Genomic DNA, 22,553 nt, shown 5'->3' with positions numbered 1-22,553 from the left:
CTGGGCCTTTTTTGTTATCTCCAACTACTCACTCTGGATACAGCAGGTATTTTTTTCGCGCCGCTTTAAAGGCATCGAGACCACTTTGCCAGCTCTTTCTTATCTCGGCCTCGCTTTGACCGGACTCTATCGCCACTCGCAGGGCATCCGTACCGGCGAGCTTATCCATAAACCCGGCACTGCTAAAGAACACCTCATCCTGCTCGGCGAAGCGCTGGTGCGCGGCAATCAGCCAGCCCAAATCCAGCCCCCTGACTTTGCTTTGGCGCAGATCTAACCCCTTGGCCAACCGGCCTTTAAGCTTTGGCTCACTGGCCGCGCCCACAATGGCACGCGGGGAAAAACTAAAGTCTCCCAGAGCCACCTTGTCATGGCCTAACACCTGAAACGGGAAATCCGTACCACGACCGATACTGATCGGCGTCGCTTCAAAGAAGCACAAAGACGGATATAAACCTATGGCCTGATCGTTAGGCAGATTAGGGCTGGGTTTTATTGGCAAAGAATAACCCATATCCCGAGCGTACTTTGCCACGGGGATCACCGTCAGAGCCGGGCTTATACCGTCCTCCAGCCAGTTTTCTCCCACTATCATCTGCGCCAGCTCGCCCACCGTCATGCCGTGTAAAACGGGTATGGGGTGCATGCCAACGAAGGAGCGAAACTCGGGCTCCAGTATCGGCCCATCGATATAGGCGATATTGGGGTTGGGTCTGTCGAGCACGATAAACTCGGCCTTGGCCGCGGCGCTCGCCTGCATCATATAGTGCATGGAACTGATATAGGTATAAAAGCGCACACCCACGTCTTGGATATCGAAAAGCACCACATCGACCTGGCTCATCGCCTCTGCGCTGGGCTGCTTGTTCTTGCCATAAATAGACACTATGGGCAGGCCGGTTTTGCCGTCGATTCCCGAATCTATATGGGCGCCGGCATCCTGATCACCGCGAAAGCCGTGCTCTGGAGCAAAAATGGTGGTGATCTTAACCTGTTTTGCCAGCAAGGCATCCACCAGGTGAGTGTCGCCCACTATGGAGGTTTGGTTGACGACCAGACCAACCCGCTTCCCTTCGAGTAAGGGCAGGTAATGCTCAAAGCGACTGGCGCCGACTTGAAGCTCCCCCTGCTGGGCCTGCACGCCAAACGCGGTCAAACCAAGCAAAAAGAAGAAAGTTAGCAAGCCAAGGCGCTTAAGCATCAGCGTCAGCCTCTTGCACCGCCGAGCGTAAAAAGCCCTTGTTGTTATCCAGCAAGGCCTTGCCCTCACTCGCGCTTTTGCCGGTCAGCAGCATTAAAATCGCTAATTTGGCACTGTGCTCACTCTGTGCCAGCGCCTCGACCGCCTCTTGCTCAGTGCACTCGGTGGCCTGCATCACGATACGCACGGCACGGGCCTTAAGCTTATCGTTACTGGCATTCACATCCACCATCAGGTTGCGATACACCTTGCCACAGCGGATCATGCTGGCAGTGCTAAGCATATTAAGCACTAGCTTCTGTGCCGTGCCCGATTTTAAACGGGTCGAGCCGGTCAGCGCTTCGGGGCCGACCACGGCGGCCAATGAAATATCTGCGGCATTGAGTACCGCTGAGTTAGGTGAACAACTGATCCCCACGGTGACACAGCCCTGCTCCCGGGCGTAATTGAGCGCCGATACCACATAAGGCGTGCGACCACTGGCAGCAATGCCCACCAGCACATCGTCACTTTTTAGCTGATGGTTTTGTAAGTCTTCAATTGCCATGGCCGCATTATCTTCTGCCCCTTCCACCGCCTTTTGAATCGCCCGCTCGCCACCGGCGATAATGCCCACTACCTGGCCGGGTTCAACGCTAAAGGTGGGAGGACATTCGGCGGCGTCGAGCACCCCTAAACGGCCACTGGTTCCTGCGCCGATATAGATAAGGCGGCCGCCCTTAGCGAAGGCATCAACTATGGCGTCGACCGTCTTGGCGATAGCCGGGATAATTTCCCTGATCGCCGGGGCAACCTTTTGATCTTCATCATTCAGTTTACGAAGAATGGCCTCGCTGGGTAAGAGGTCAATATCCAGGGTTTGCGGGTTTTGCCCCTCAGAAACTATGGTATTTAACTCTCGCAATAACTCAGAGCTATGGTCACTTGGTAAACTCATGTACTTATTCCAGTTATAAATTCTTTAATGCCAGCAAATAGGCGCCGTCCAGAGCCGAGCCCCGCGCACGCTGCACCAGGGTCTGATACCTGGGTGCCAATAATGGGGCCGTATTGTCGGCTAAACCGCCCAACAAGACCACCGGCAAATCATATTCCCCGCGGGTATCGCGGATCAGTTGCTCTACCGCCTGGGTATGACGTTGCAGTATTGCCGAGGCCATGTCACAGCGCCCTTGATAGGGCCACACCAGCTCACTGAGACGGGCAAAGTCTTGCACCTTTGCCGCGCTCAGCCAGCCGCTGAGCGCCTCGCGACTGTGACCGACTCTTTGTGCCAGCACCTCGAGCAAGGGGGTAAGCGCTTGCTGTCTGTCAAACGCCTGCATCAGGGCCTGCACCAGCATGGCTCCCAAGCGGGCTCCGCCGCCTTCGTCTCCTAGGGTAAAACCCCAGCCTCCCACCAGATGTGTGCTGCCATCGGCCTGCAAGCGGGTGCCCACACTGCCGGTGCCAAGGGCAATACAAGCCACCGGGGCACCCAAATTGGCACCATAGGCGGAGGTAATGGCATCGCTGACCACCTTGACCCCGGCTAAGCCAAGTGCCTGTAAGCGGCTGCGTAATTGCGCTTGATTATACGGATTCCCGGCGCCGGCAACACCGGCAACGCAATTGACCCGAGGCGCCAATATGGCCGCATTGTGAAGTATGCTTGCCACCTGGGCGCACAGGGTATCACAGCCCAATTGCAAGTCATGACCCAGAGACGAGCCCGGCCCCCTTTGCTCCTGCACTACTCGGCCATCCGGGTTGTGCAGACGGAGCGCCGTTTTTGTACCGCCGCCATCGATGGCCAGTACCCAGTTAGCCATGACGCACCTCTTGAAGGATAGAATGACGAGTAGCTTGGCTTAGCTGCTTGGGCTTGCGACCCAGGGCACAGACCAGGGTGGCTAAGGCGGTGCCGATACACAGTTGCCAGGTAAAGCCAAGGTTAAACTGCCACTGGCTCGGCAACAGCATGTCTTGCACATAGGGCTGCATCAACAAGGTGGCCACAAAGCCGACTATCAGGGCGGCCAGCACCGACGCTTCGCTGCCGCGCCCGAGGAAAAGACTAGTGAAGTACACGCCCAACAGGCCGGAATACGAAAACACCATGACACTCAGGGCAAATTTCAGCAGCGGCATTTGCGAATATTGCTGCCAGAAGTAACAAAGAATGGCCATGGAGCCAAGCGCCAGTGACACTCCCAACATGGCAAAGCGCCCCACCAGCACATAATGATGATCTTCTTTAAGACAAACGCCCTGCTGGCGCTGACGCTTTTCATGCCAGGGCCGGTAGATATCCTGCACCACCACGGAGGCCATGGAGCTGAGCCCTGAGTTCAGGGTGGAAATGGCGGCGGCAATAATGCCTATGGTCACCAGGCCCTTTACTCCGGCGGGAATTTCATTGAGAACATAGTGCATAAAGACGGTGATCTTCTCACCCTGGAATTGCCCGATATTGGCCCCTTGGGTAACCCATTCGGTGGCCCGTTCGGTAGCGCCTTCGGCAACGCCCAGCATGATGTCGGGGCGCTGATAAAACACAAACAACAGCAGGCCAATAACGATAAACAAGAACATCACAGGGATCACCATGGCGATGGACAGCATAATGGCGCGACTGCCGGAGCGCGCGTCTTTACAGGTCAGTACCCGCTGCGTCATGTCCTGATCCAGGCCGAAAGCGGCAATATTTAAGAGCACAAAGCCGGTCAGTACCGACGCCATGTTAAACACCCCGGCGGCGGTAAAATCCAGGTCAAACTTAAACAAGGCCAGCTTGGAGCCCCGCTCCGGCCCCGGGTGTTGCAACGCCTCGATAATGGTTGAGAAATCGGCGGGAATAGCCAGCCATAAACTGACAATCACGCACACCGCGGCACTGGTGTACACCAAACACTGGATCACATCGGAATAAATGACGGTGCGAATGCCGCCAAAAATACTGTAGGCAAGGCCGATGACCACCAGCACCAAGGTGGCCATAATGACGCTGCTGGCGGCAATGTTGCCATAGAGGATCATGGCCACGGCAATGGCGGCCATATACAGACGCGCGCCGCTGGCAAACACCCGCCCGAACAAATACATCAAACCGGCGCGGCGCTTGGCCTTGGGACCCACCTGCTGCTCCAGCAGCTCATAAACGGTATAAACACGATATTGATAAAAGCGCGGAATAAGCACCTGAGCCACCACCAGGGCCGCAATAAAGGCGCCTATGTTAGTGGCTAAATAAGACAAGTCCCCCTGATAACCCTGATCCGGACCACCGATAAAGGTGGCCGCCGATTGCGAGGTGGCCAGCACAGACACCGCCACCATCCAGGTCGGCATGGCCTTGCCACCGAGAAAATACTCCGCCGAGGTATTGGCCTGTTTGCGATTAAACCACCAGGCCGTCAGCGCGATAAGCAGCGCATAGGCGGCGAATACCAGCCAGTCGAGCGTTTCATAATGTGCGTTTATCATTCACCCGCCTTGTTATTATTCTTGCGTCCCTAAGGGCGGCAGATGCCAGGGCGTTTGCTTTAACGCATATTCCATACGCGGCAATATCACCATCAGCGGCTGTTTGTCTTTATCCAGCCAGCGCAACAGGGTATCCATATCCGCCTCGGCCATGGCCGTGCACCCCGCCGTGGGCTTATCCGCGGCGCGCCATAAGTGCATAAAAATACAGCTGCCAGCGCCGCTGATATTCTCCGGGTTATGGGCAACGAGTATGCCCTTTTTATATAAGTCGTCCTGGCTGTGAATATCGCGGCGCATGGCCTCGGATGAGCCTTCTACCGCCTTTTCACCCACCACCTTGGTATTCACCAACTGGTTGTAATAGGGCGAGCCGTTCACATCGATGCAGTAATCCCCCGCATCCATGGGGTGATAATCCAGGCCTGTGGTAAGCGCATCCATATAACCAAAGGCATTCCCCAAACGAAATACTCCGGCGGGCGCCTTGCCATCTCCTTCCACCTTCTGCTGGCCTTGTTGATGCTCATGTAAGCCAATGCCCCAGGCCAGGCCGGTGCGACCGATGACCACGGCGCTGGGTTCCCCCATGACGAGCCACTGGTTATCATCGCCGCGCTCAAACAAGGTCATTTCACCTTGAATATCAGTCCAGGAGTCGGTCACCACCACCGCCAACTGTCGGTGTTCGTTTTCTATCGGCCCAGCCTGTACGCCAGCACACAGCACACCGGACGCCAGCAATAAGATAAGGTTTTTAAACGGGTTCATTGTGCACCACCCGGAGCGATCCGCTTGATCGCATAGGTTTTATCTAAATAGGAGGTGTCGGCATCTAAATGCAGGGGCAACAAGGGCGTCACGGACACGCCATTGAGTACTACTTCATAAAAACCACCATCGCCTTGCAAATAACCAATGCCTTTTACATCATGGATCACATAGGGCTGGCCCTGGTAATCACCGATATACATCATCACATGGCCGGGAATATAGATTAGGTCGCCAACCTGCATATGCGCCAGCACCTGTTGCTTTTGCTCAAGCTTGGCGCCTTCATCGAAGCGCCAGTTATAACCATAGTCTCCCTTGCCCTGCCATGATGAGTTACGCGGCATCATCAGGCCAAAGGTTTTATAAATCTCGCCGACAAAGCCGGTGCAATCCCGGGCATTGTAATCGTGCCCCCAGCCGTAACGCTCGCCTAAAAACTTAAAACCTTGAGCGATAAGGTTATGCTCGGTAAGCGGCAAATAACCAACGCTAACATCGCTGGAGCGCGGTAACAGCGCCTTTTCAAAGGCCAGAGAGCCGTCTTTGTTGCGCACCGGCAGCTTGACGATATAGCTGGCAAAACTATTCTGGCCGTGGGTTAGATGCTCAGGACCCTCTTGTGGCATCAGCACCAGGCGCACGCCCATATCCAGTTGCACCTCGGAAACCCGTGGTTTATTGGGCACGAAGCTGGTGTCTACCTTATCGCCGCTGACCACAACAAAGTCTTTGGCCTGCGTATAATCAACAATGGTGTCTTTGTCCCCGATGGCGATGGCCGCCTTTTTCACCCAGGCGGTGTAGTTGTAGGCGGCCACCAGATACCATTGCCCATCCGTGCTTTCATGCAGCACAGCCACCGCCTCGCCGGGGAAGGCGCCACTTTCCTGGAAGCGATCTAAATCCGCATCCAGTTCCGCATTTAGCACCCGGTCATCGGTGGGAAAGGTGCGTAACGACGTGCGCTCAACCACCATACCAAAGCGCACCTTATTCATGTCCTGCACCTGGGTTTTATTGGTGTTGGCGTGATAGCGCGCAAAGTCCTCGTCGGTAAGTTGGCGGCCATCTGTATAAAAACGCGGGCTGGAGGGGGTTGAACTGGCTTTTTGCAGATGTTGTATCAGCTCATCACGGGAGAGCTCATCGGCATAGGTCAGCGGATCTGTAACATAGGGATTATTGGCAATCAGCTTGCGGTTAAAGGCCTGAATTTGCCGCTCGCTCATCAGCGGCGCTTTATCCGCCTGCTGTTTTAACCAAAAAGCCGGAGAGAGCATGGCCGGCTGAACCAAAGGCACATCGCTGACAAAGGGCGCCGTTTGCTGAGCATAAGCCGGACCATGGCTGGCCAGCAGCAAGGCCGCCGCAATGGCAGCGCTCATAATAGATTGTGCTTTGTTGTTCATTATTAATCTCCCTTCGCCATGGGCATTAAGCCCCCTGCGTTTGTAACCAGGTTTTAATACATGAGATTACTGTATAGTCGCAGGGGAAACAAATATTTCAAGAGGAATATTTGTTAGGAATATTTTATTAAAAACAACAACAGGCGAATGCCTTGAGGTATTTTTATCTCGGTACTGTAGGCGAGGCTTTAGCCTTGCAAGGCCGACGAGCTTTCTTGTCGGCCCTTTCGGCAAACCCCAACCTGTAGATACAAGGTCGGGATTTTGACTTGTAGGTCGGGATTCCATCCCGACAAAAGGTGCCGTGAAATGAAATGTCGGCGCAAAGCACCTACAAAGGGCCTTCAAATTAAGATCTTGTCGCGGTGGCGACGACACCTTAGGGGTGGTTTACGCCAACCACCCCTAAGAACCCCAAGGCGCCCCAACATTGCATTATTTCCTCAACGCGCTGCGAGAAATGAACGTAACCAACATGCACAGGGCATCCCTGCCCTAGGCATGTTTTCGCCCGTAATCCAACGGGCGATTACTCTTCTCGCACCCCGTTTCGGATGCAATGTAAGGGGATAAGGCTGATACACCAGCGCTCTATATCTAGGTGAGCGCAAGCTGTAATTCAGCTAAGAGCTGATAGCGAAAGTTTTGTAACGCCCGCGTAATAGGCTGGTTTATAGCGCCAGCGGAAAGCCAGTCCCAATCGACACATTTATTATAAGACGCTACTCTTCAGTAAAAACCTCAGCGATTTCATCCACATTTAGCTCAATCGGCACGATTCGCAAAAGTCCATTTACTATGGATGGCTCGAAGAACTCTTTTAATCTATCGGTGTTTCTTTGACTTCTAAGTGAATCGGAACCTTCACTATCAATATCTACAAGTAACAAATTTAAGTGTGCATTTGCTTTTTTGACTTTGTTGTATAGGTAAATCTTGTTTAGCATCATGTAAACCCTTTCGCGCATCATGATGGACGAAGCTCGAGCTACTTTGACTTCTACGAAAATTTCACTTTCTCCTGTATTAATGTATCCATCATAAATAGGCTGAATATTGCTGACGGCGTCTATGCCGCTGAATTGAGTTACCAACTTAGCTTCTTTAATGAGATCAAAATCCGTTAAATTTCGCTTTTGGAGGAAGTAAGCAAAAGCAAGTTCTTCCAATTTTTGGAGGTTTATACGCCTTCTGACAGGTCTAGACCTTTCCGTAGATTCTTCGTTTTCTTCAGATCTCTTCTTCGTTATTTCTTCTTCAGTTGCTTTTTCAACCCCCATATTTTTAGCCAAATCGCCTGGAAATCCAATGATGTTGGTACTTGATTGATGCTGTGAGATTGAAGTTACAACATTTACTAGCTCTTTCCGAAGCTCTGTATTCTCAGAATTGAGTTTGTTGATAGAGGAGTCTTTCGCTTTTATTTCTCTGGACATGGTCAGCATTTTACCAACACGAAAATTATCAAAGCTTTCACTTAGAACAATAACAACCAATAGAACTATTAGCGTAATGATTCCTGTAGATATTGTACCTTTGGGCTCAAGTGATAAAAAACTATAAGCAATTATCCACAAAATGAAGCCTGACAGCCCAACTATTAAGGCTCTTACAAAATTATTGCTGCTCTTATCGGTCATAGATGATTCCATTTAGCCTTATAAAAGTGTTTTTGTGCGAATTCCCGTTTAAGGAAGTTATCCACAACCTCACTTTTACCCACTAATAAATTTTTTATTTAATAATAGCAATAAGTTATCAGGTGTTTTTCTTGCGAGCAATTAAGAAAAAGCGTGTTTTCATTTATTCGAGCCTTGCTTGGCTCGCTATGTAATTTCTATCGAGCACATCCAAACTCACAGGTATCGATCTTCCCGTTTAGATTCGCGCTGGAGAAATCGGCTTTTGTTGTGGAGTGTGTTATTGAGAGCGAGGCACGACGCCGAGCTAGATTTATCAGCACAGGGATGTGCTGTTAAATCGCCTCAATGACTAAACGGAACGTTTAACAAAACGCTGAGTTCGTAAGCATTAGCGAATCACGGGTTCGCGGAGTTTCCAAAGAGGGAGTCGAATCACTCCCTCTTTGGTTGTCGTCGCCAACGCGACAAGATCTTAATTTGAAGGGCGTAGTGGAGAAACTGCAAGTAATTCATCCCTGAAGCAGCATTGTTGCCCTTTGTCGGCCTAAAAGGCCGACCTACAACGAAAGCTCGACAAAAGCTATCCTAAGGCATTTTTGTCGACGCAGAGCATCGACCTACAAAGCGTCTTATCGGCGGCCGACAAAAACTAAAATTGAAAACAAATATTAGGTGAGATAAAAACGGTGCTGAATTTGAAAAATGAATTTTGAGGAAAAGCGGCAATTCTTGAATTGCAGAAACAAAAAAACCAACTTTCGTTGGTTTCTTCTCACTTCTTAAGAAAGAAGTGGCGGACGCAGGAGGATTCGAACCTCCGACCGCCTGGTTCGTAGCCAGGTACTCTATCCAGCTGAGCTATGCGTCCGTTATGTTCTTGAACCTGAGGTTCTAATTAATCACTGAAATTATGGTTAACCACCGCCCTTAAAAGAGAAGTGGCGGACGCAGGAGGATTCGAACCTCCGACCGCCTGGTTCGTAGCCAGGTACTCTATCCAGCTGAGCTATGCGTCCGTTACATAAAAAGTGATTATAGATATACACCATCTTGAAGAAAGATGGCGGACGCAGGAGGATTCGAACCTCCGACCGCCTGGTTCGTAGCCAGGTACTCTATCCAGCTGAGCTATGCGTCCATATCTAAATACAAAAACAACACCATTTAAAAATAAATGGCGGAGAAGGAGGGATTCGAACCCTCGATAGGGCTACAAACCCTATACACCCTTAGCAGGGGCGCGCCTTCAGCCACTCGGCCACCTCTCCGTCTTTGTGGGGCGTATAATAAAGGCTTGAGCAAATATGTCAAACACTTTTCTATGAAAATCAGCCTATCTGCTCAGAGATTGCGCAGCTGGCTATTTATGGCATAAAAAATGGCCTCAATGGGCCATTATCTCGCTACTTTTATTCTTTTGCCCGCCCCTAACAGGCTTAGGAGATTATGCGCCGCTGCCGCCTACCAGCAAAGGAAGAGCATGTGTTTTCCCCTTGCCATCCAAGGCACTATCCAGCTCACTCAAGATTTGGTCACGGTAACCCTGGCGCTCAAATTCGATAATACAGGCGCGATAATAGGCGGCCCGCTTGTCATCCTTGGGTATTTCCGGCAAAAACTCTTCGTAATCCATTACATTCATCCCCATTATTGTTTTTCTGCACTTTCTTGCCAATCCCCCAGGCAAATCCTAAGCACTGCGGTAATGGCTGAAAATTGTAGTGCATTACATCTTGGTGCGCAGCTAGGATAAAAGCACTAATTTTTATAAATAAAAATAAAATACCATATAAATCATAAAGATAAGAATTTACACATGAGTGTCAGAGCGGAATTTTAGGCCTTAACGAGGTGCTTTTTGCGATATCTCGCACAAGCTAATACCAATTCTGTTAACTATGTGCTCAGATATAGCGCTGAATAAATGTGAATTGGTATAAATACAAAAAACGCGGCCAAGGCCGCGTTTTTAAGGGTTAGACGTTCTTACTTAGTCTTGCTGTGGACGCATATGCGGGAACAAGATCACGTCTTTAATCGTCGGTGAGTCGGTGAACAACATCACCAGACGGTCGATACCGATACCCTCACCCGCCGTCGGTGGTAAACCGAATTCCAAGGCACGGATATAATCGTCATCGAAGTGCATGGCTTCGTCGTCACCGGCATCTTTTTCTTCTACCTGACGGGCAAAACGTGCCGCCTGGTCTTCGGCGTCGTTCAACTCAGAGAAACCGTTTGCCAGCTCACGGCCGCCGACGAAGAACTCGAAACGATCGGTTACGAATGGGTTTTCGTCGTTACGACGTGCAAGTGGTGATACTTCCCACGGGTACTCGGTGATAAAGGTCGGTTGAATCAGTTTGTGCTCAGCCGTCTCTTCGAAGATTTCACACATGTACTTGCCCGCACCCCATACGCAGTTTTCAGGGATCTTCACGTGTACTTGCTTAGCGTACGCAATCAGCTGTTCCATGTGGTTCTCTGGGTCGGCAAATACCGCCGCATCGAACTCTGGGTTGTACTTCATGATGGCATCGGCCATGCTCAAGCGGGTGAACGGCTGACCGAAATCGTATTCTACGCTATCAACTACTTCACCATCGGCATTCTTCGTGGTGTTTACAATCGTTGTTGTGCCTAACACATCTTGTGCCACCGTACGTAGCATGTCTTCTGTGATGTTCATCAGATCATTGTAATCCGCGTACGCTTGGTAGAATTCAATCATGGTGAATTCTGGGTTGTGGCGCGTTGACAGACCTTCGTTACGGAAGTTGCGGTTGATCTCGAATACACGGTCAAAACCACCTACCACTAGACGCTTCAAGTAAAGCTCAGGGGCGATACGCAGATACATATCGATGTCCAGGGCGTTATGGTGCGTTACGAATGGACGTGCCGATGCACCGCCAGGAATAACCTGCAGCATAGGCGTTTCCACTTCCATAAAGTCGCGCTCAGCAAGGAAACGACGAATACCTTCGATCACCTTAGAGCGAATACGAAAGGTCTCGCGGGTATCCATGTTGGTGATCAGATCCACATAACGCTGACGGTACTTGGTTTCTTGGTCCGACAGGCCGTGGAACTTTTCTGGCAACGGACGCAGTGACTTGGTCAGCAGCTCATACTCGTGCATGTCGACGTAAAGGTCACCCTTACCCGATTTATGCAATGGACCAGAAACACCAATAATGTCGCCGATATCAAGCTGACCATACTTTTCTTTCAGGTCTTTTTGTACGTCTTTTGAAGCATATGCCTGGATGCGGCCTTTCATATCTTGTAGTACAAGGAAAGGACCACGCTTGGCAAGAATACGACCGGCAACGGCAACCTGATGGTCTAGCTCTACCAGCTCTTCTTTCGATTTATCACCAAATTCTGCTTGAAGATCAGCTGTGTAGTGTTTTCGGCGGAACGTATTCGGGTGGCCGTTTGCACTACAATTTTCGCGAATAGCGTCGAGCTTGGCGCGACGCTCTGCAATTAATTTGTTTTCGTCTTGGTTTTGATCTGTCATTTTCTAGCTCTATTAATTTGGCGTTAAATTACAGCCCTGATTTCAGGCTTGCTTCAATAAACTTGTCGAGATCACCGTCTAATACGGCTTGGGTATTGCGGTTCTCAACTCCGGTGCGCAGGTCTTTAATACGCGAATCATCAAGGACATAGGAGCGAATTTGTGAACCCCAGCCAATGTCTGATTTGGCATCTTCCTGCGCTTGCTTCTCGGCATTTTGCTTTTGCAACTCAAGCTCAAACAACTTGGCTTTAAGCTGTTTCATCGCCTGGTCTTTGTTTTTGTGCTGCGAGCGGTCATTCTGACACTGCACCACGGTATTGGTCGGCAAGTGCGTAATACGTACCGCAGATTCGGTACGGTTAACGTGCTGACCACCGGCACCCGATGCACGGTATACATCGATACGCAAATCGGCCGGGTTAATATCGATCTCAATATTGTCATCGATCTCTGGGTAAACGAATGCCGAGGCAAACGAGGTATGGCGGCGACCACCGGAGTCGAACGGACTCTTACGCACCAAACGGTGTACGCCGGTCTCTGTGCGCAGCCAACCATAGGCATATTCACCACTGATCTTCACCGTGGCGCCCTTGATACCGGCCACATCGCCGTCGGTCGCTTCAACTATCTCGGCCTTAAAGCCTTTCGCTTCGGCCCAGCGTAAGTACATACGCAGTAACATGTTACACCAGTCTTGTGCCTCGGTGCCGCCGGAACCGGCCTGCAGGTCCAGATAGGCATCATTGGCATCCTGGGCGCCGCTAAACATACGGCGGAACTCCAACTGCTCCAGGTGAGCGTTAAGATCTGCAAGCTCGGCTTGCGCTTCGGCAAAGGTTTCCTCGTCTTCGGCTTCAACCGCTAACTCCACCAGACCTTCAACGTCCTCAGTACCGCCATCGAGCTTCTCGATGGTTTCCACTATGGCTTCCAGGCTCGACTTTTCTTTACCTAGGGCCTGAGCGCGCTCCGGCTCATTCCACACCGCAGGATCTTCAAGTTCGGCATTGACCTCTTCTAAACGCTCTTTCTTGTGAGCATAGTCAAAGATACCCCCGAAGAAGCTCAGTACGTTCGCGAATTTCCTTGATTTGGTTAATCACAGGATTCACTTCAAACATGCATGTTACTCCGCAAAAAATAGACTCACGCCCGCATAAAATTGGCGCGTCAATAAAAGCGCTCGATTTTAACAAATAATTGTCGAATTTATTAGCGCTTTTATACGAATTAGTACAATTTTATTGGCCCTGGTTAGGGCCGTGTGATCAGCCGCGTTTTTGCATTTCCCGCACGATTAATTGCAGCGAGAACTGGCCACGAAACTCATTGATATCGAGCTGATAGGCCAGGTGCACATGACGTACCTGAGCATCGGGCCAGGCACGCACATCAATATTAAAGGCGATGGCGTCAATAACCCTGCCACTTTGATGGCGCAGCACCAGCTTCAGGTGCTTGTCGCCCACCACCCTTTGTTGCAACAGCTCAAAGGTGTGCTCAAACACAGGCTCGGGAAAGTGCTGGCCAAAGGGACCTGCCTGGCGCAGTAGTTCGGCAAAGTCGAGGGTGAAACAATCCGCCGGCAGCTCGCCATCGGTGAGCAATACGCACTCCTTGGCTTCTTCGGTGAGCTGCTTGGCCACTTCCTCGACAAACGCCCGTTGAAATTCACCAAAGCGGGCCTCTTCTATGCTCAATCCGGCGGCCATGGCATGACCACCAAACTTGATGATCAGCCCCGGATGCTGGGCATCGAGGTGCGCCAGCACATCGCGCATATGCACTCCTTCGATGGAACGACATGAACCCTTGAGATGACCATTGTCCCCGGCGGCAAAGATAGCGGTGGGTCTGTGGTGCTGCTCTTTTAAACGCCCGGCAAGAATCCCTATCACGCCTTGGTGCCAGTCTTGCTGGTACAAACACAGGGCGTCAGGAACCTCGTTAGAGCCCAAAGAGAGCCTGCTCAGTGCCGCCTGGGCTTCTTGCTGCATGCCCTGCTCTATTTCTTTACGCTCGGCGTTAAGGGCATCGAGCTCACCGGCTATACGCCGAGCCTGATTGAGCTCCGGCGCCAATAAGCAGGCGATGCCTAAACTCATATCGTCCAAACGCCCGGCAGCATTCAGACGGGGCGCTAAGGCAAAACCAAAATCGCTGGCACTAAGGCGAGCGCGGTTACGTCTGGCCACCTCAATCAGGGCATCGATACCCGGACGGGTGCGGCCACTGCGAATGCGCGCCAGACCCTGATGCACCAGGGTGCGATTGTTGGCATCCAGCGCCACGACATCGGCGACCGTGCCCAGCGCCACCAGGTCCAACAGGTTGCCTAAATTGGGTTCAGGCTGCGCTTGCTGCTCAAACCAATTCGCCTCACGCAGGGCATGGCGAAAGGCAATCAAGAGGTAAAAGGCAACGCCTACGCCGGCAATGGACTTAGATGGAAACTGACAATCGTGGCGGTTGGGGTTCACTATGGCGTCGGCATTGGGCAGGTGCTCACCTTGGAGGTGGTGGTCGGTGACCAACACCTTGATGCCCGCTTCTTTGACTCGGGCAATGCCGTTAATACAGGAGATACCGCTATCGACTGTGATCACTAGATCCGGTGCCAGGGCAATTATATGCTCGGCCAGCTCGACACTGAGTCCATAACCAAAATTAAAACGGTCGGGCACCAGGTAATCAAGCCGGGTAAAGCCAAACATCTGCAGACCCTGCATCAGGGTTGCGGTACTGGTGGCACCGTCGGCGTCGAAGTCACCAACAATAAGTACCTTTTCTTGTTTTTTCAGGCTCTCTAACAGCAGTGCGGCGGCTTTGTCGATATCGCGAAAGAGACGAAAATCATGCAAGGTGCTGACACTGTTATCGATTTGAGCCGGGTCGCTGACCCCCCGGGCCGCATAGAGTTGACGAATAACTGGGTGTAATTGAGCGCTTAGGTGGGAATCATCCACGCGCTGACGAGCGGTAATGGTAGTTTGCGCCTGCAAGGCTCGACTCCATGTTTCTAAAGGCAAAAAAACAGGCCTGCGGCTAAGGGCACAAAGCACCTTAGCTTACAGGCCTAGCTGTAATCCGATTAAGATTTAGATTTTATCTGGTCAATGGCGACGCTAATAGCCGCTGCCGGTTGATAACCAGGGATCATGCTGCCGTCAGACAAAATAATCGCCGGTGTACCGCTGATACCAAAGCTTTGTCCTAGCTGATAATGCTCCGCCACCGGGGCATTACACTGCGCCACCTCTTCTGGCTTGGAGCCGGCTTTAGCATCGGTCAGTGCTTGTTGCTGATCCTTGGCACACCATACGTTCATTAGATCCGTATAACCCTGAGAGCCCATGCCGCCACGAGGGAAGGCCAAATACTGAACTGTGATACCCGCATCTAGGTAATCGTCTAGCTCCCGGTGTAGCTTACGACAGTAACCACAGGTGATATCGGTAAACACGGTGATCTTGCCTTTTTCTTTGTCGGCCTTATAGACGATCATCGAGTCCTTGTATTGCTCCACTCCTTCAAGACGCACGTCGCTTAACGCGGCCTCTGTCAGGTTTTCTTTATTTTTTAAGTCAATCAGAGTGCCTTGAACCAGGTAGCGACCGTCTTCACTGGCATAGAATACGCCGCGATTGGTGATCACCTCAACCACACCGGCCAGAGGCGTAGTATTTACTTTCTTGGCATTCAGACCCAATTGGGCAAACTGGGCTTTCACTGCACTGTTACCTTCAGCCACCGGTTGCGCCGCCGAAACATTGACGCTAGTAGCCGCACTAACACCGGCCAAGGCCAGTGCGATAAATAAATTTTTCATAATATATGTCTCTAAAAACTTCTAGTCATACTACCTAGACCGTGAATCAGCGATAAAATTCACGCCCTAAGCTTTACGACCTAGTCCTAAGCTTGATAGCTAAGCTCGGGGGTGATGAGTTTGATGCACTAATTTTAGTCTTTCGTTGGCCACATGCGTATATATCTGTGTGGTCGACAAATCGCTGTGACCCAGCATCATCTGCACTACACGCAAGTCGGCACCATGATTAAGCAAGTGAGTTGCAAAGGCATGACGCAGGGTATGCGGCGACAGATCTGATTTAATGTTCGCCAACATAGCATAGTGTTTGATGCGATGCCAAAAGGTTTGCCGCGTCATGCCGATCCCTCGTTTCGATACAAACACAAAATCCGTGGCGTGTTTTATCAATGCCGGGCGCGCAAATTTCATATAGCGCGCCAGCCAGTCAAGGGCCTCTTCGCCCATGGGCACCAAGCGCTCTTTACCACCCTTGCCCTTAACAAAGACCACCGCCTGGTTCTGATTGACATGCTCCAGGCGCAGGCCGATAAGTTCACTGACGCGCAGTCCGGTGGCATAAAGCAGCTCTAACATGGCTCTGTCGCGCAGCCCCATGGCATCCTCGCAATCGGGCGCCGCCAATAGGGCTTCAACATTGGCCTCGCTCAGGGTTTTCGGCAGTGCCTGCATGGCCTTGGGCCGGCTAATGGTCTCCAGAGGTGAGCGGGTCAGGCGTTTGTCGGTGATTTGATGCTGGTAAAAACGCTTTAAGGCACTGATACTGCGCGCCGTGCTGCGCGGGCTTAACCCCAGGTCAACCCGATAGGCCAGGTATTGCTCCACCTCCTGGGTATCCACATCCAGCAGCGCCCGGGGGGCAATAAAGTCACTGAACTTTTTCAAGTCGGTGCGATAGGCGGACAAGGTATTGTCGCTGGCCCCGCTTTCAAGAAACAGCGCATCCAAAAACTGCTCAATATGCTCTAGGTTATCCGGGTGTGGCGGCTGCTTACTCACGTCAATGGCCATAAAGATTTATATTAATTGCATCATATCAGATAGATACTCGGGGCACGATACGTTAGACTTCGCCCTATCAATGGCAAGCGATGTGATAACGATGAAGATTGGTTTATTTTACGGCTCGACCACCTGCTACACGGAAATAGCGGCAGAAAAAATCCGCGATATTATCGGTGCCGACGTTGTTGATCTCTTCAATATTAAAGATGAAGCGCTGAAAACGGCCGAAAACTATGATTTTGTCATGTTTGGCATTTCCACCTGGGACTTCGGTGAAATTCAAGAAGACTGGGAATCGCACTGGGACGACATTAAAGACGTCAACCTGACGGGTAAGGTCATTGCCCTGTTCGGCATGGGTGACCAACAAGGCTATGGCCAGTGGTTCCAAGATGCCCTTGGCATGCTTCATGATGAAATCGCGCCGCAAGGGGTGCAATTTATCGGTTACTGGCCTAACAGCGATGAGTATGAGTTCGAAGCGTCTAAAGCGCTTACCGAAGATGGGTCACACTTCGTAGGCCTGGCCCTTGACGAAGACAGCCAGTATGAAAAAAGCGATGATCGCATTGCCAACTGGGTGGAGCAGATCATGACCGAATACGCCGAGCTATAAGTACATTAGAAACGTAAATAAAATTCACGGCAAAGGCGTCGATAGCCCTCACTGTAGTCGTCGCCTGCGTGGATCACTAGCAGCTCTCGCTTAGACTCACCCGCGTGCCAGCTAAATTGCATCAGCCAACGACTGACCGCTTTACGTTCGGTGCTTTTTACCTCGCATAATCGCCGTAAATGCCCACCCGCCTGCTCAACCAATTGCACCAAGTGTTGCCCCTGCTCGCAAGGAAGGATCACCGCCAATTCACTGTTGGCATGGCCCACCCTTTGCCATAAATCGATCAGCGCCGAAAACGGCAAACTGTCGGTATGACGCGCAAGGTTGCGTTTGTTGTCTTGCGCCTTTAAGGCATTATCGAAATACGGCGGGTTACTGATCAGTAGATCAAACTTACGCTCACTGTCAAAATGCTGCGCATCTGCCAATGTGACTTCAATATCCGTCCAGGGGCTTGCCGCCACATTGCTCTTCGCTTGAGCAACGGCATCCGGCTCTATATCTATGGCTTGCACCCTGGCGGAAGGTGCGCGTTGTTTACACATCAGCGCCAGCAATGCGGTGCCTGTGCCCACATCCAATACATGTTGAGCCGAACCCAGCTTGGACCAGGCCCCGAGCATAATGCCATCGGTGGAAACCTTCATGGCGGTGCTGCATTGAGCGATAGAAAATTGTTTAAACTGAAAACCTGCCACTTTAGACCTTTGTGTTTGCGCATGTGCCACGTATAATTGCCCTAATTGTCCTTCATTTTGACTCCTTTATGCAATTTGCCGATTTTGATCTTGATACCGCGCTACTCAACGCCATTGACAGCCTAGGTTTTACTAAGCCCACCAGCATTCAGGAACTGGCTATTCCAGATGCCCTGGAAGGACGCGATGTCCTTGCCTGCGCCCCAACCGGCACCGGCAAAACAGCGGCATTTTTGATCCCAGCCATTCAATACCTGTTGGATCACCCGCGCCGTAACCCGGGATTCGCCCGCGTCTTGATCATGACGCCGACCCGTGAGCTGGCCTACCAGGTGCATGAACAATGCGAGAAGCTGGCGGCGCAAACCCACCTAAAAATCGGGGTGGTGACCGGCGGTATCAACTACGGCACGCATAAAGAAATTTTTGAAAAGAATAACGATATCCTGATCGCGACCCCCGGGCGCTTGATGGAATATCTGGACACAGAAAACTTCCATGCCGAAGACGTCGAATTGCTTATTTTGGACGAAGCAGACCGCATGCTGGACATGGGTTTCCGTAAAGAAATGCTGCGCATTTGTGAGGAAGCGAAAAACCGCCGTCAATGTATGCTCTTCTCTGCCACTCTCGAGGGCGACAGCGTAGCCAAGTTCTCCGAGCGCATCTTAAACGAGCCCGCCCAGCTTGAGGCTTCGCCTTCACGTCGTGAACGCGGCAAGATTTTGCAATGGGTGCACCTGGCCGATGATTACGACCATAAGCTTAAGCTTCTGGTGCACTTGCTGCAGCAAGAAGATGTTGAAAAGGCCATTGTCTTCGTTAAAACCCGTGAGCGTTTAGAGACACTGGTTGGCGAGCTTTTCACTCATGACATTAAAACCACCTGGTTGCGCGGTGAAATGCCGCAGGATAAACGTATGGCGGCGATGGCCAGCTTCCACAGTGGCCGCACTAAGATCTTGATTGCCACCGATGTCGCCGCTCGTGGTATCGACGTTAACGACATCAGCCATGTGTTCAACTTCGATATGCCGCGCAGCGCCGATGTGTATGTACACCGCATTGGCCGTACCGCCCGCGCCGGTAAAAAAGGCACCGCCATTTCCCTGGTTGAAGCCCATGAAGTAGCCATGGTAGGTAAAATTGAGCGCTACACCGATCAGGTATTAAAGCGCCGTAAGATTAAAGGCCTGGAGCCACAGCACAAAGAAGCCAAGCTGCCGCCGAAGAAGAAAAAAGATCCGGAAAAAATGAAAGCCAAACGCAAAAAAGCCAAGGCCAAGGCAAAAAAGAAATAACCCATAAAAAAAGCCGCTCGATTGAGCGGCTTTTTGCTGTCTCGGTTCTACTTACTTAAACACGTCTTCCAAAGCCACAACCTTGATATTGCTGCTCGGGATGGCCAGCTTGTAGCTTTCGATTTGCTTATCTTCGGCCACCAGCTCGGCAGGTTTTTCGGTGTTGTACTTAAGCGGTGATACCTGCTCGTTCGCTAAACGCGCCTTCATGTCTTCGCCATCGCCACTGACAAACACATAATGAATATTATCGGTTTGCAGGTTTTCACGAATAACGCGGTTCACATCTGCCACCGTAAGCGTTTCAAGCTGCGAACGCACGGTGTCGGCAAAGTTATCGATACCGTAGAATTGGCTATCCAAGGCATAACCGAGCTGACGATTTTGGCTCGCCACCAGCTGCGGCACAAAGTTAACCAGGAAGTTACGGGTAGCGATGAAGTCTTCCTCACTCATGCCCTGATTGATTAGCTTATCCAGCTCGAACAGTGCCGTGCGCGTTGCAAAGTGGGCATCGTTGTTCGAGCGCAGCGGACGCAACCAGACCTGGAAGATTTGCTCGGAACGACCCAGGTTGGCATCCGGCTTGGTTTGGAACATGCCTCGTGGGAAGTATTCGATATAGGCATAATCACCGTAGTTCATGCCGCGTACTTGGCGAATACGCTCAAATAATTTGGCATTGGAGTTACGGTGCTCACCAAGGAAGGAACGTACCAACCACAGCGCCGTCCAGTCTTTGCTCGAACGCGTGGTTTCGATTGGGAAGCCGAATGACACCGCCGTGGATTTGGCGTTCTTTTCGATGATGGTAGCGTGATGGCCCTCAAGTGCTGGCGCATCCGGAATATCCAAACGCGCTTGCTCGCCCGCTGGCAATGATTGCAGGTCGGTCATCATTTGCGCTTTCACCTTTTCAGGCACAGCACCGATCAGACCCAGGTGCAAATTACGCTGGGTAAAGTTTGCACCATAGAAGGCTTTGACATCATCCAGGGTCAAGGCTTCTAAGTCAGACAAGTCACCGTAGTTGTAGGCCCCATAAGGGTGACCGTGATACAGCTCGGCGTAGAGTACCTCTTTACCCAGCTCTTCATCGTTAGAGGCTTTTAGACCCGACTTGATGCCGTCGATCAACTCTTTCTTTAAGCGGGCAAAATCGTCTTCGCGGAAGCCTGGATCAAGTAGTTGGTCGCTGACAAGCTCATACCATTGCTCGGCGTTGTCCTTATGAATGCGACCACGTAGCGAGATCATTTCCTTATCGATTTGATAAGAAAAACTGCCGGCAATCGGGTAAAGGGCTTTTTGAATTTCCTTGTAGCTCATCGACTGGCTGCCGCCTTTGGCCAGCATCGCAGCTGTGAGTGCTGCCACACCTTTTTTACCTTCAGGATCCGCCGCTGCACCGGTGTAGAACAACCAGTTTACGTCAACCAGAGGGGAGCTGTTGGTTTTATCCAGTACGCTAAAGAATTGCTCGCTTGGCTTGTTATTGATCTCGGTTACCAAGGCATCGAGCTGCACTTCGGTATCAAAGCCGGCGACCTTGTCCTTGGCCGACATGGTAACCGTGGTGCGGCTGCTATCGGTAAAGTACTTATTGGCGATGGCGCGAATGTCTTCGGCACTGACGCTGTCGGCACTTTGGTAAAGGGCATTGATCACCTCTGGGTCACGCTCAAAGTGCATATAGTTGGCCAGCGTCGAGGCGATGGCCTGTGATGAATCCAGGCTATTGATAAAACTGTATTTAGCGTTTGATTTCAACGCCGCCAGTTTGCCTTCATCCACCAACTCGGTGCGCGCTTTGGCATAGGTTTGGTTAATGGCATCACGCACTACGGCAAGGTTTTCTTCGTCATCAACCTTAACGAACACATGCAACAGGCCCGGATCTTTTGTTTCCGGGTTGTAGGTAAACATTTGCGAAGCTATTTGCTTTTCAACCACCAACTGCTGGTATAGCTCCGAGTTTTCAGAGAAATAAAGTTGTGACAACAGGTCCAACGCGGCGCGGTCCTTGGTATTTGGGTTCCACTCGGTGCCCTTATACGAAACCAGCAGCCAGTGCCCCGGTAAGCCTTCGTACTGCTCATGCACATAACGTGGCGCAGCTTGTTTCGGCTCTACCGGAATATCCGCCTGATAGTCACCACGCTGCCAGTTACCCCAGTGCTTTTTCACCATTTCAATGGTTTCTTTGGGGTCTACGTCGCCGACGATCACCAAGGAAACGTACTCGGGCTTATAGAAGCGCTTAAAGAAGGTTTGCCCGTACTCGCTTTGGTCCGGCATGGCTTCGATGTCTTCGAAGAAGCCCATGGTGGTGTGCTCATAGGTGTGCTTGTCGAACGCTTCTTTGCGCACCGCGGCCAGTAGCTTACGAATAGGGCTGGCATTGTTTTTTAGGTATTCGCCCTTCACCGTCAGCGCCTCGGTGCGGAACTGCTCTTCGGTGTAGCTGAGGTTTTGAAATACATCGGCTTTCACCTCCAGCACCTTGTCTAAATGCTGCTTGGAAAAATTAAGGTGATAGTTGGTGTAGTCATTGGTGGTGTAGGCACGGTTATCTACGCCTGAGTTTTTCATGATATCGGCATACACATCTTCCGGGAATTTTTCCGAGCCTTTGAACATCATGTGCTCGAAAAAGTGGGCAAAGCCGGTTTTACCTTCCTCTACTTCGTTGCGCGAGCCTACCGAAACCGGGATCTGTAGCGAGACCACATCTGGGTAATCGGTTTTAACCACCATGACCCGCAGACCATTGTCTAGCTCTTCTAATACATAGTCCTGGGCAAATACTTTATTGTTTTGCTGTGCCGTTTCAACTGCAGCACTTGTTTGCGTTGTCTGTGTGCTTTGACATCCGCCTAGCGTCAGCGCCAGCGCGATACCCGAAGCAATGACCGATAGTTTCATCTTCCTACCTTGTGTTATCTGATTGTTATCTGATTTTTGATCCAATCCATTATGCAATAAATTCACTCACTGCGCGTAATCGACACCCGATTTTGCTGTAAACAAATGTGTCAAAGGGGCGTTACAAGGGGTTTTACGACCCCGCTTGC

At 51.2% G+C, this 22,553-nt stretch carries 17 protein-coding genes and 4 tRNA genes; 2 read left to right on the top strand and 19 right to left on the bottom strand.

Annotation, left to right across the window (positions count from 1 at the left end; translation table 11 throughout):
- Nucleotides 1-28: 28 nt before the first annotated feature.
- The 17 genes from KD147_RS14785 to xerD all read right to left on the bottom strand — a co-directional run bounded on the left by KD147_RS14785 (nucleotide 29) and on the right by xerD (nucleotide 16,867).
- Nucleotides 29-1,201 carry an exo-beta-N-acetylmuramidase NamZ family protein gene (locus KD147_RS14785; protein ID WP_212548339.1) on the bottom strand — a complete coding sequence of 391 codons (1,173 nt, stop codon included), beginning with the start codon at nucleotides 1,199-1,201 and terminating at the stop codon, nucleotides 29-31.
- Nucleotides 1,194-2,138 carry an N-acetylmuramic acid 6-phosphate etherase gene (gene murQ / locus KD147_RS14780; RefSeq protein ID WP_212548338.1) on the bottom strand — a complete coding sequence of 315 codons (945 nt, stop codon included), beginning with the start codon at nucleotides 2,136-2,138 and terminating at the stop codon, nucleotides 1,194-1,196. The genes KD147_RS14785 and murQ overlap by 8 nt, the downstream gene beginning before the upstream one ends.
- Before the next feature lie 13 nt (nucleotides 2,139-2,151).
- A complete protein-coding gene (locus KD147_RS14775) occupies nucleotides 2,152-3,012 on the bottom strand; it encodes a glucosamine kinase nucleotide-binding domain-containing protein (RefSeq protein ID WP_212548337.1) in 861 nt (286 codons plus the stop codon).
- Complete coding sequence (locus KD147_RS14770) at nucleotides 3,005-4,663, bottom strand: sodium:solute symporter (protein WP_212548409.1); 1,659 nt, start codon at nucleotides 4,661-4,663, stop codon at nucleotides 3,005-3,007. The genes KD147_RS14775 and KD147_RS14770 overlap by 8 nt, the downstream gene beginning before the upstream one ends.
- Nucleotides 4,664-4,681: 18 nt before the next feature.
- Entirely contained in the window at nucleotides 4,682-5,437 is a 756-nt protein-coding gene (locus KD147_RS14765; RefSeq protein WP_212548336.1) for a L,D-transpeptidase family protein, read from the bottom strand.
- Nucleotides 5,434-6,849, bottom strand: a complete 1,416-nt coding sequence (locus KD147_RS14760) for an SH3 domain-containing protein (RefSeq protein WP_212548335.1) — start codon at nucleotides 6,847-6,849, stop codon at nucleotides 5,434-5,436. The genes KD147_RS14765 and KD147_RS14760 overlap by 4 nt, the downstream gene beginning before the upstream one ends.
- Before the next feature lie 722 nt (nucleotides 6,850-7,571).
- Nucleotides 7,572-8,489 (bottom strand): hypothetical protein, encoded by a 918-nt coding sequence (locus KD147_RS14755; protein WP_212548334.1) that lies wholly within the window; start codon nucleotides 8,487-8,489, stop codon nucleotides 7,572-7,574.
- Nucleotides 8,490-9,283: 794 nt separating this feature from the next.
- Nucleotides 9,284-9,360: transfer RNA gene (locus KD147_RS14750), tRNA-Arg, on the bottom strand.
- A 71-nt stretch (nucleotides 9,361-9,431) separates the two neighbouring features.
- Nucleotides 9,432-9,508 (bottom strand) — tRNA-Arg (locus KD147_RS14745).
- 45 nt (nucleotides 9,509-9,553) lie between these two features.
- Nucleotides 9,554-9,630: transfer RNA gene (locus KD147_RS14740), tRNA-Arg, on the bottom strand.
- A gap of 37 nt (nucleotides 9,631-9,667) precedes the next feature.
- Nucleotides 9,668-9,760, bottom strand: a tRNA-Ser gene (locus tag KD147_RS14735).
- Between the two features lie 176 nt (nucleotides 9,761-9,936).
- On the bottom strand, nucleotides 9,937-10,140 hold the full coding sequence (locus KD147_RS14730) for a hypothetical protein (RefSeq protein WP_212548333.1): 204 nt from the start codon (nucleotides 10,138-10,140) through the stop codon (nucleotides 9,937-9,939).
- Between the two features lie 342 nt (nucleotides 10,141-10,482).
- Nucleotides 10,483-12,018, bottom strand: a complete 1,536-nt coding sequence (lysS, locus tag KD147_RS14725) for a lysine--tRNA ligase (RefSeq protein WP_105190656.1) — start codon at nucleotides 12,016-12,018, stop codon at nucleotides 10,483-10,485.
- A gap of 28 nt (nucleotides 12,019-12,046) precedes the next feature.
- Nucleotides 12,047-13,145 (bottom strand): peptide chain release factor 2 gene (gene prfB, locus KD147_RS14720; RefSeq protein WP_105190657.1). Its coding sequence is split into 2 segments (ribosomal slippage): nucleotides 12,047-13,069 and nucleotides 13,071-13,145, totalling 1,098 coding nucleotides; the frame shifts between segments, so codons are not numbered across the junction.
- A gap of 147 nt (nucleotides 13,146-13,292) precedes the next feature.
- Complete coding sequence (gene recJ / locus KD147_RS14715) at nucleotides 13,293-15,026, bottom strand: single-stranded-DNA-specific exonuclease RecJ (RefSeq protein ID WP_249319345.1); 1,734 nt, start codon at nucleotides 15,024-15,026, stop codon at nucleotides 13,293-13,295.
- An 89-nt stretch (nucleotides 15,027-15,115) separates the two neighbouring features.
- Nucleotides 15,116-15,853 carry a bifunctional protein-disulfide isomerase/oxidoreductase DsbC gene (gene dsbC, locus KD147_RS14710; RefSeq protein WP_105190658.1) on the bottom strand — a complete coding sequence of 246 codons (738 nt, stop codon included), beginning with the start codon at nucleotides 15,851-15,853 and terminating at the stop codon, nucleotides 15,116-15,118.
- Nucleotides 15,854-15,952: 99 nt separating this feature from the next.
- The gene (gene xerD, locus KD147_RS14705; protein ID WP_105190659.1) at nucleotides 15,953-16,867 is read right to left on the bottom strand and encodes a site-specific tyrosine recombinase XerD; all 915 of its coding nucleotides are present in this window, start codon (nucleotides 16,865-16,867) and stop codon (nucleotides 15,953-15,955) included.
- Nucleotides 16,868-16,958: 91 nt separating this feature from the next.
- On the opposite strand from xerD, the gene fldB reads away from it, so the two are divergent.
- The gene (gene fldB, locus KD147_RS14700) at nucleotides 16,959-17,477 is read left to right on the top strand and encodes a flavodoxin FldB (protein ID WP_212548332.1); all 519 of its coding nucleotides are present in this window, start codon (nucleotides 16,959-16,961) and stop codon (nucleotides 17,475-17,477) included.
- 5 nt (nucleotides 17,478-17,482) lie between these two features.
- Here fldB and KD147_RS14695 read toward each other — a convergent pair whose 3' ends face one another.
- Complete coding sequence (locus KD147_RS14695) at nucleotides 17,483-18,178, bottom strand: methyltransferase (protein WP_105190692.1); 696 nt, start codon at nucleotides 18,176-18,178, stop codon at nucleotides 17,483-17,485.
- Nucleotides 18,179-18,246: 68 nt separating this feature from the next.
- Here KD147_RS14695 and srmB point away from each other — a divergent pair, with 68 nt between their 5' ends.
- Nucleotides 18,247-19,479: an ATP-dependent RNA helicase SrmB gene (gene srmB, locus KD147_RS14690; RefSeq protein WP_105190661.1), complete on the top strand. Its 1,233-nt coding sequence runs from the start codon at nucleotides 18,247-18,249 to the stop codon at nucleotides 19,477-19,479.
- 51 nt (nucleotides 19,480-19,530) lie between these two features.
- Here srmB and KD147_RS14685 read toward each other — a convergent pair whose 3' ends face one another.
- Nucleotides 19,531-22,404 carry a M16 family metallopeptidase gene (locus tag KD147_RS14685; protein WP_105190662.1) on the bottom strand — a complete coding sequence of 958 codons (2,874 nt, stop codon included), beginning with the start codon at nucleotides 22,402-22,404 and terminating at the stop codon, nucleotides 19,531-19,533.
- Between the last annotated feature and the right edge of the window lie 149 nt (nucleotides 22,405-22,553).

The organism is Pseudoalteromonas sp. BDTF-M6, from assembly GCF_018334135.1.
Classification (GTDB): domain Bacteria; phylum Pseudomonadota; class Gammaproteobacteria; order Enterobacterales; family Alteromonadaceae; genus Pseudoalteromonas.
This window is presented reverse-complemented; position numbering and strand designations above follow the sequence as displayed.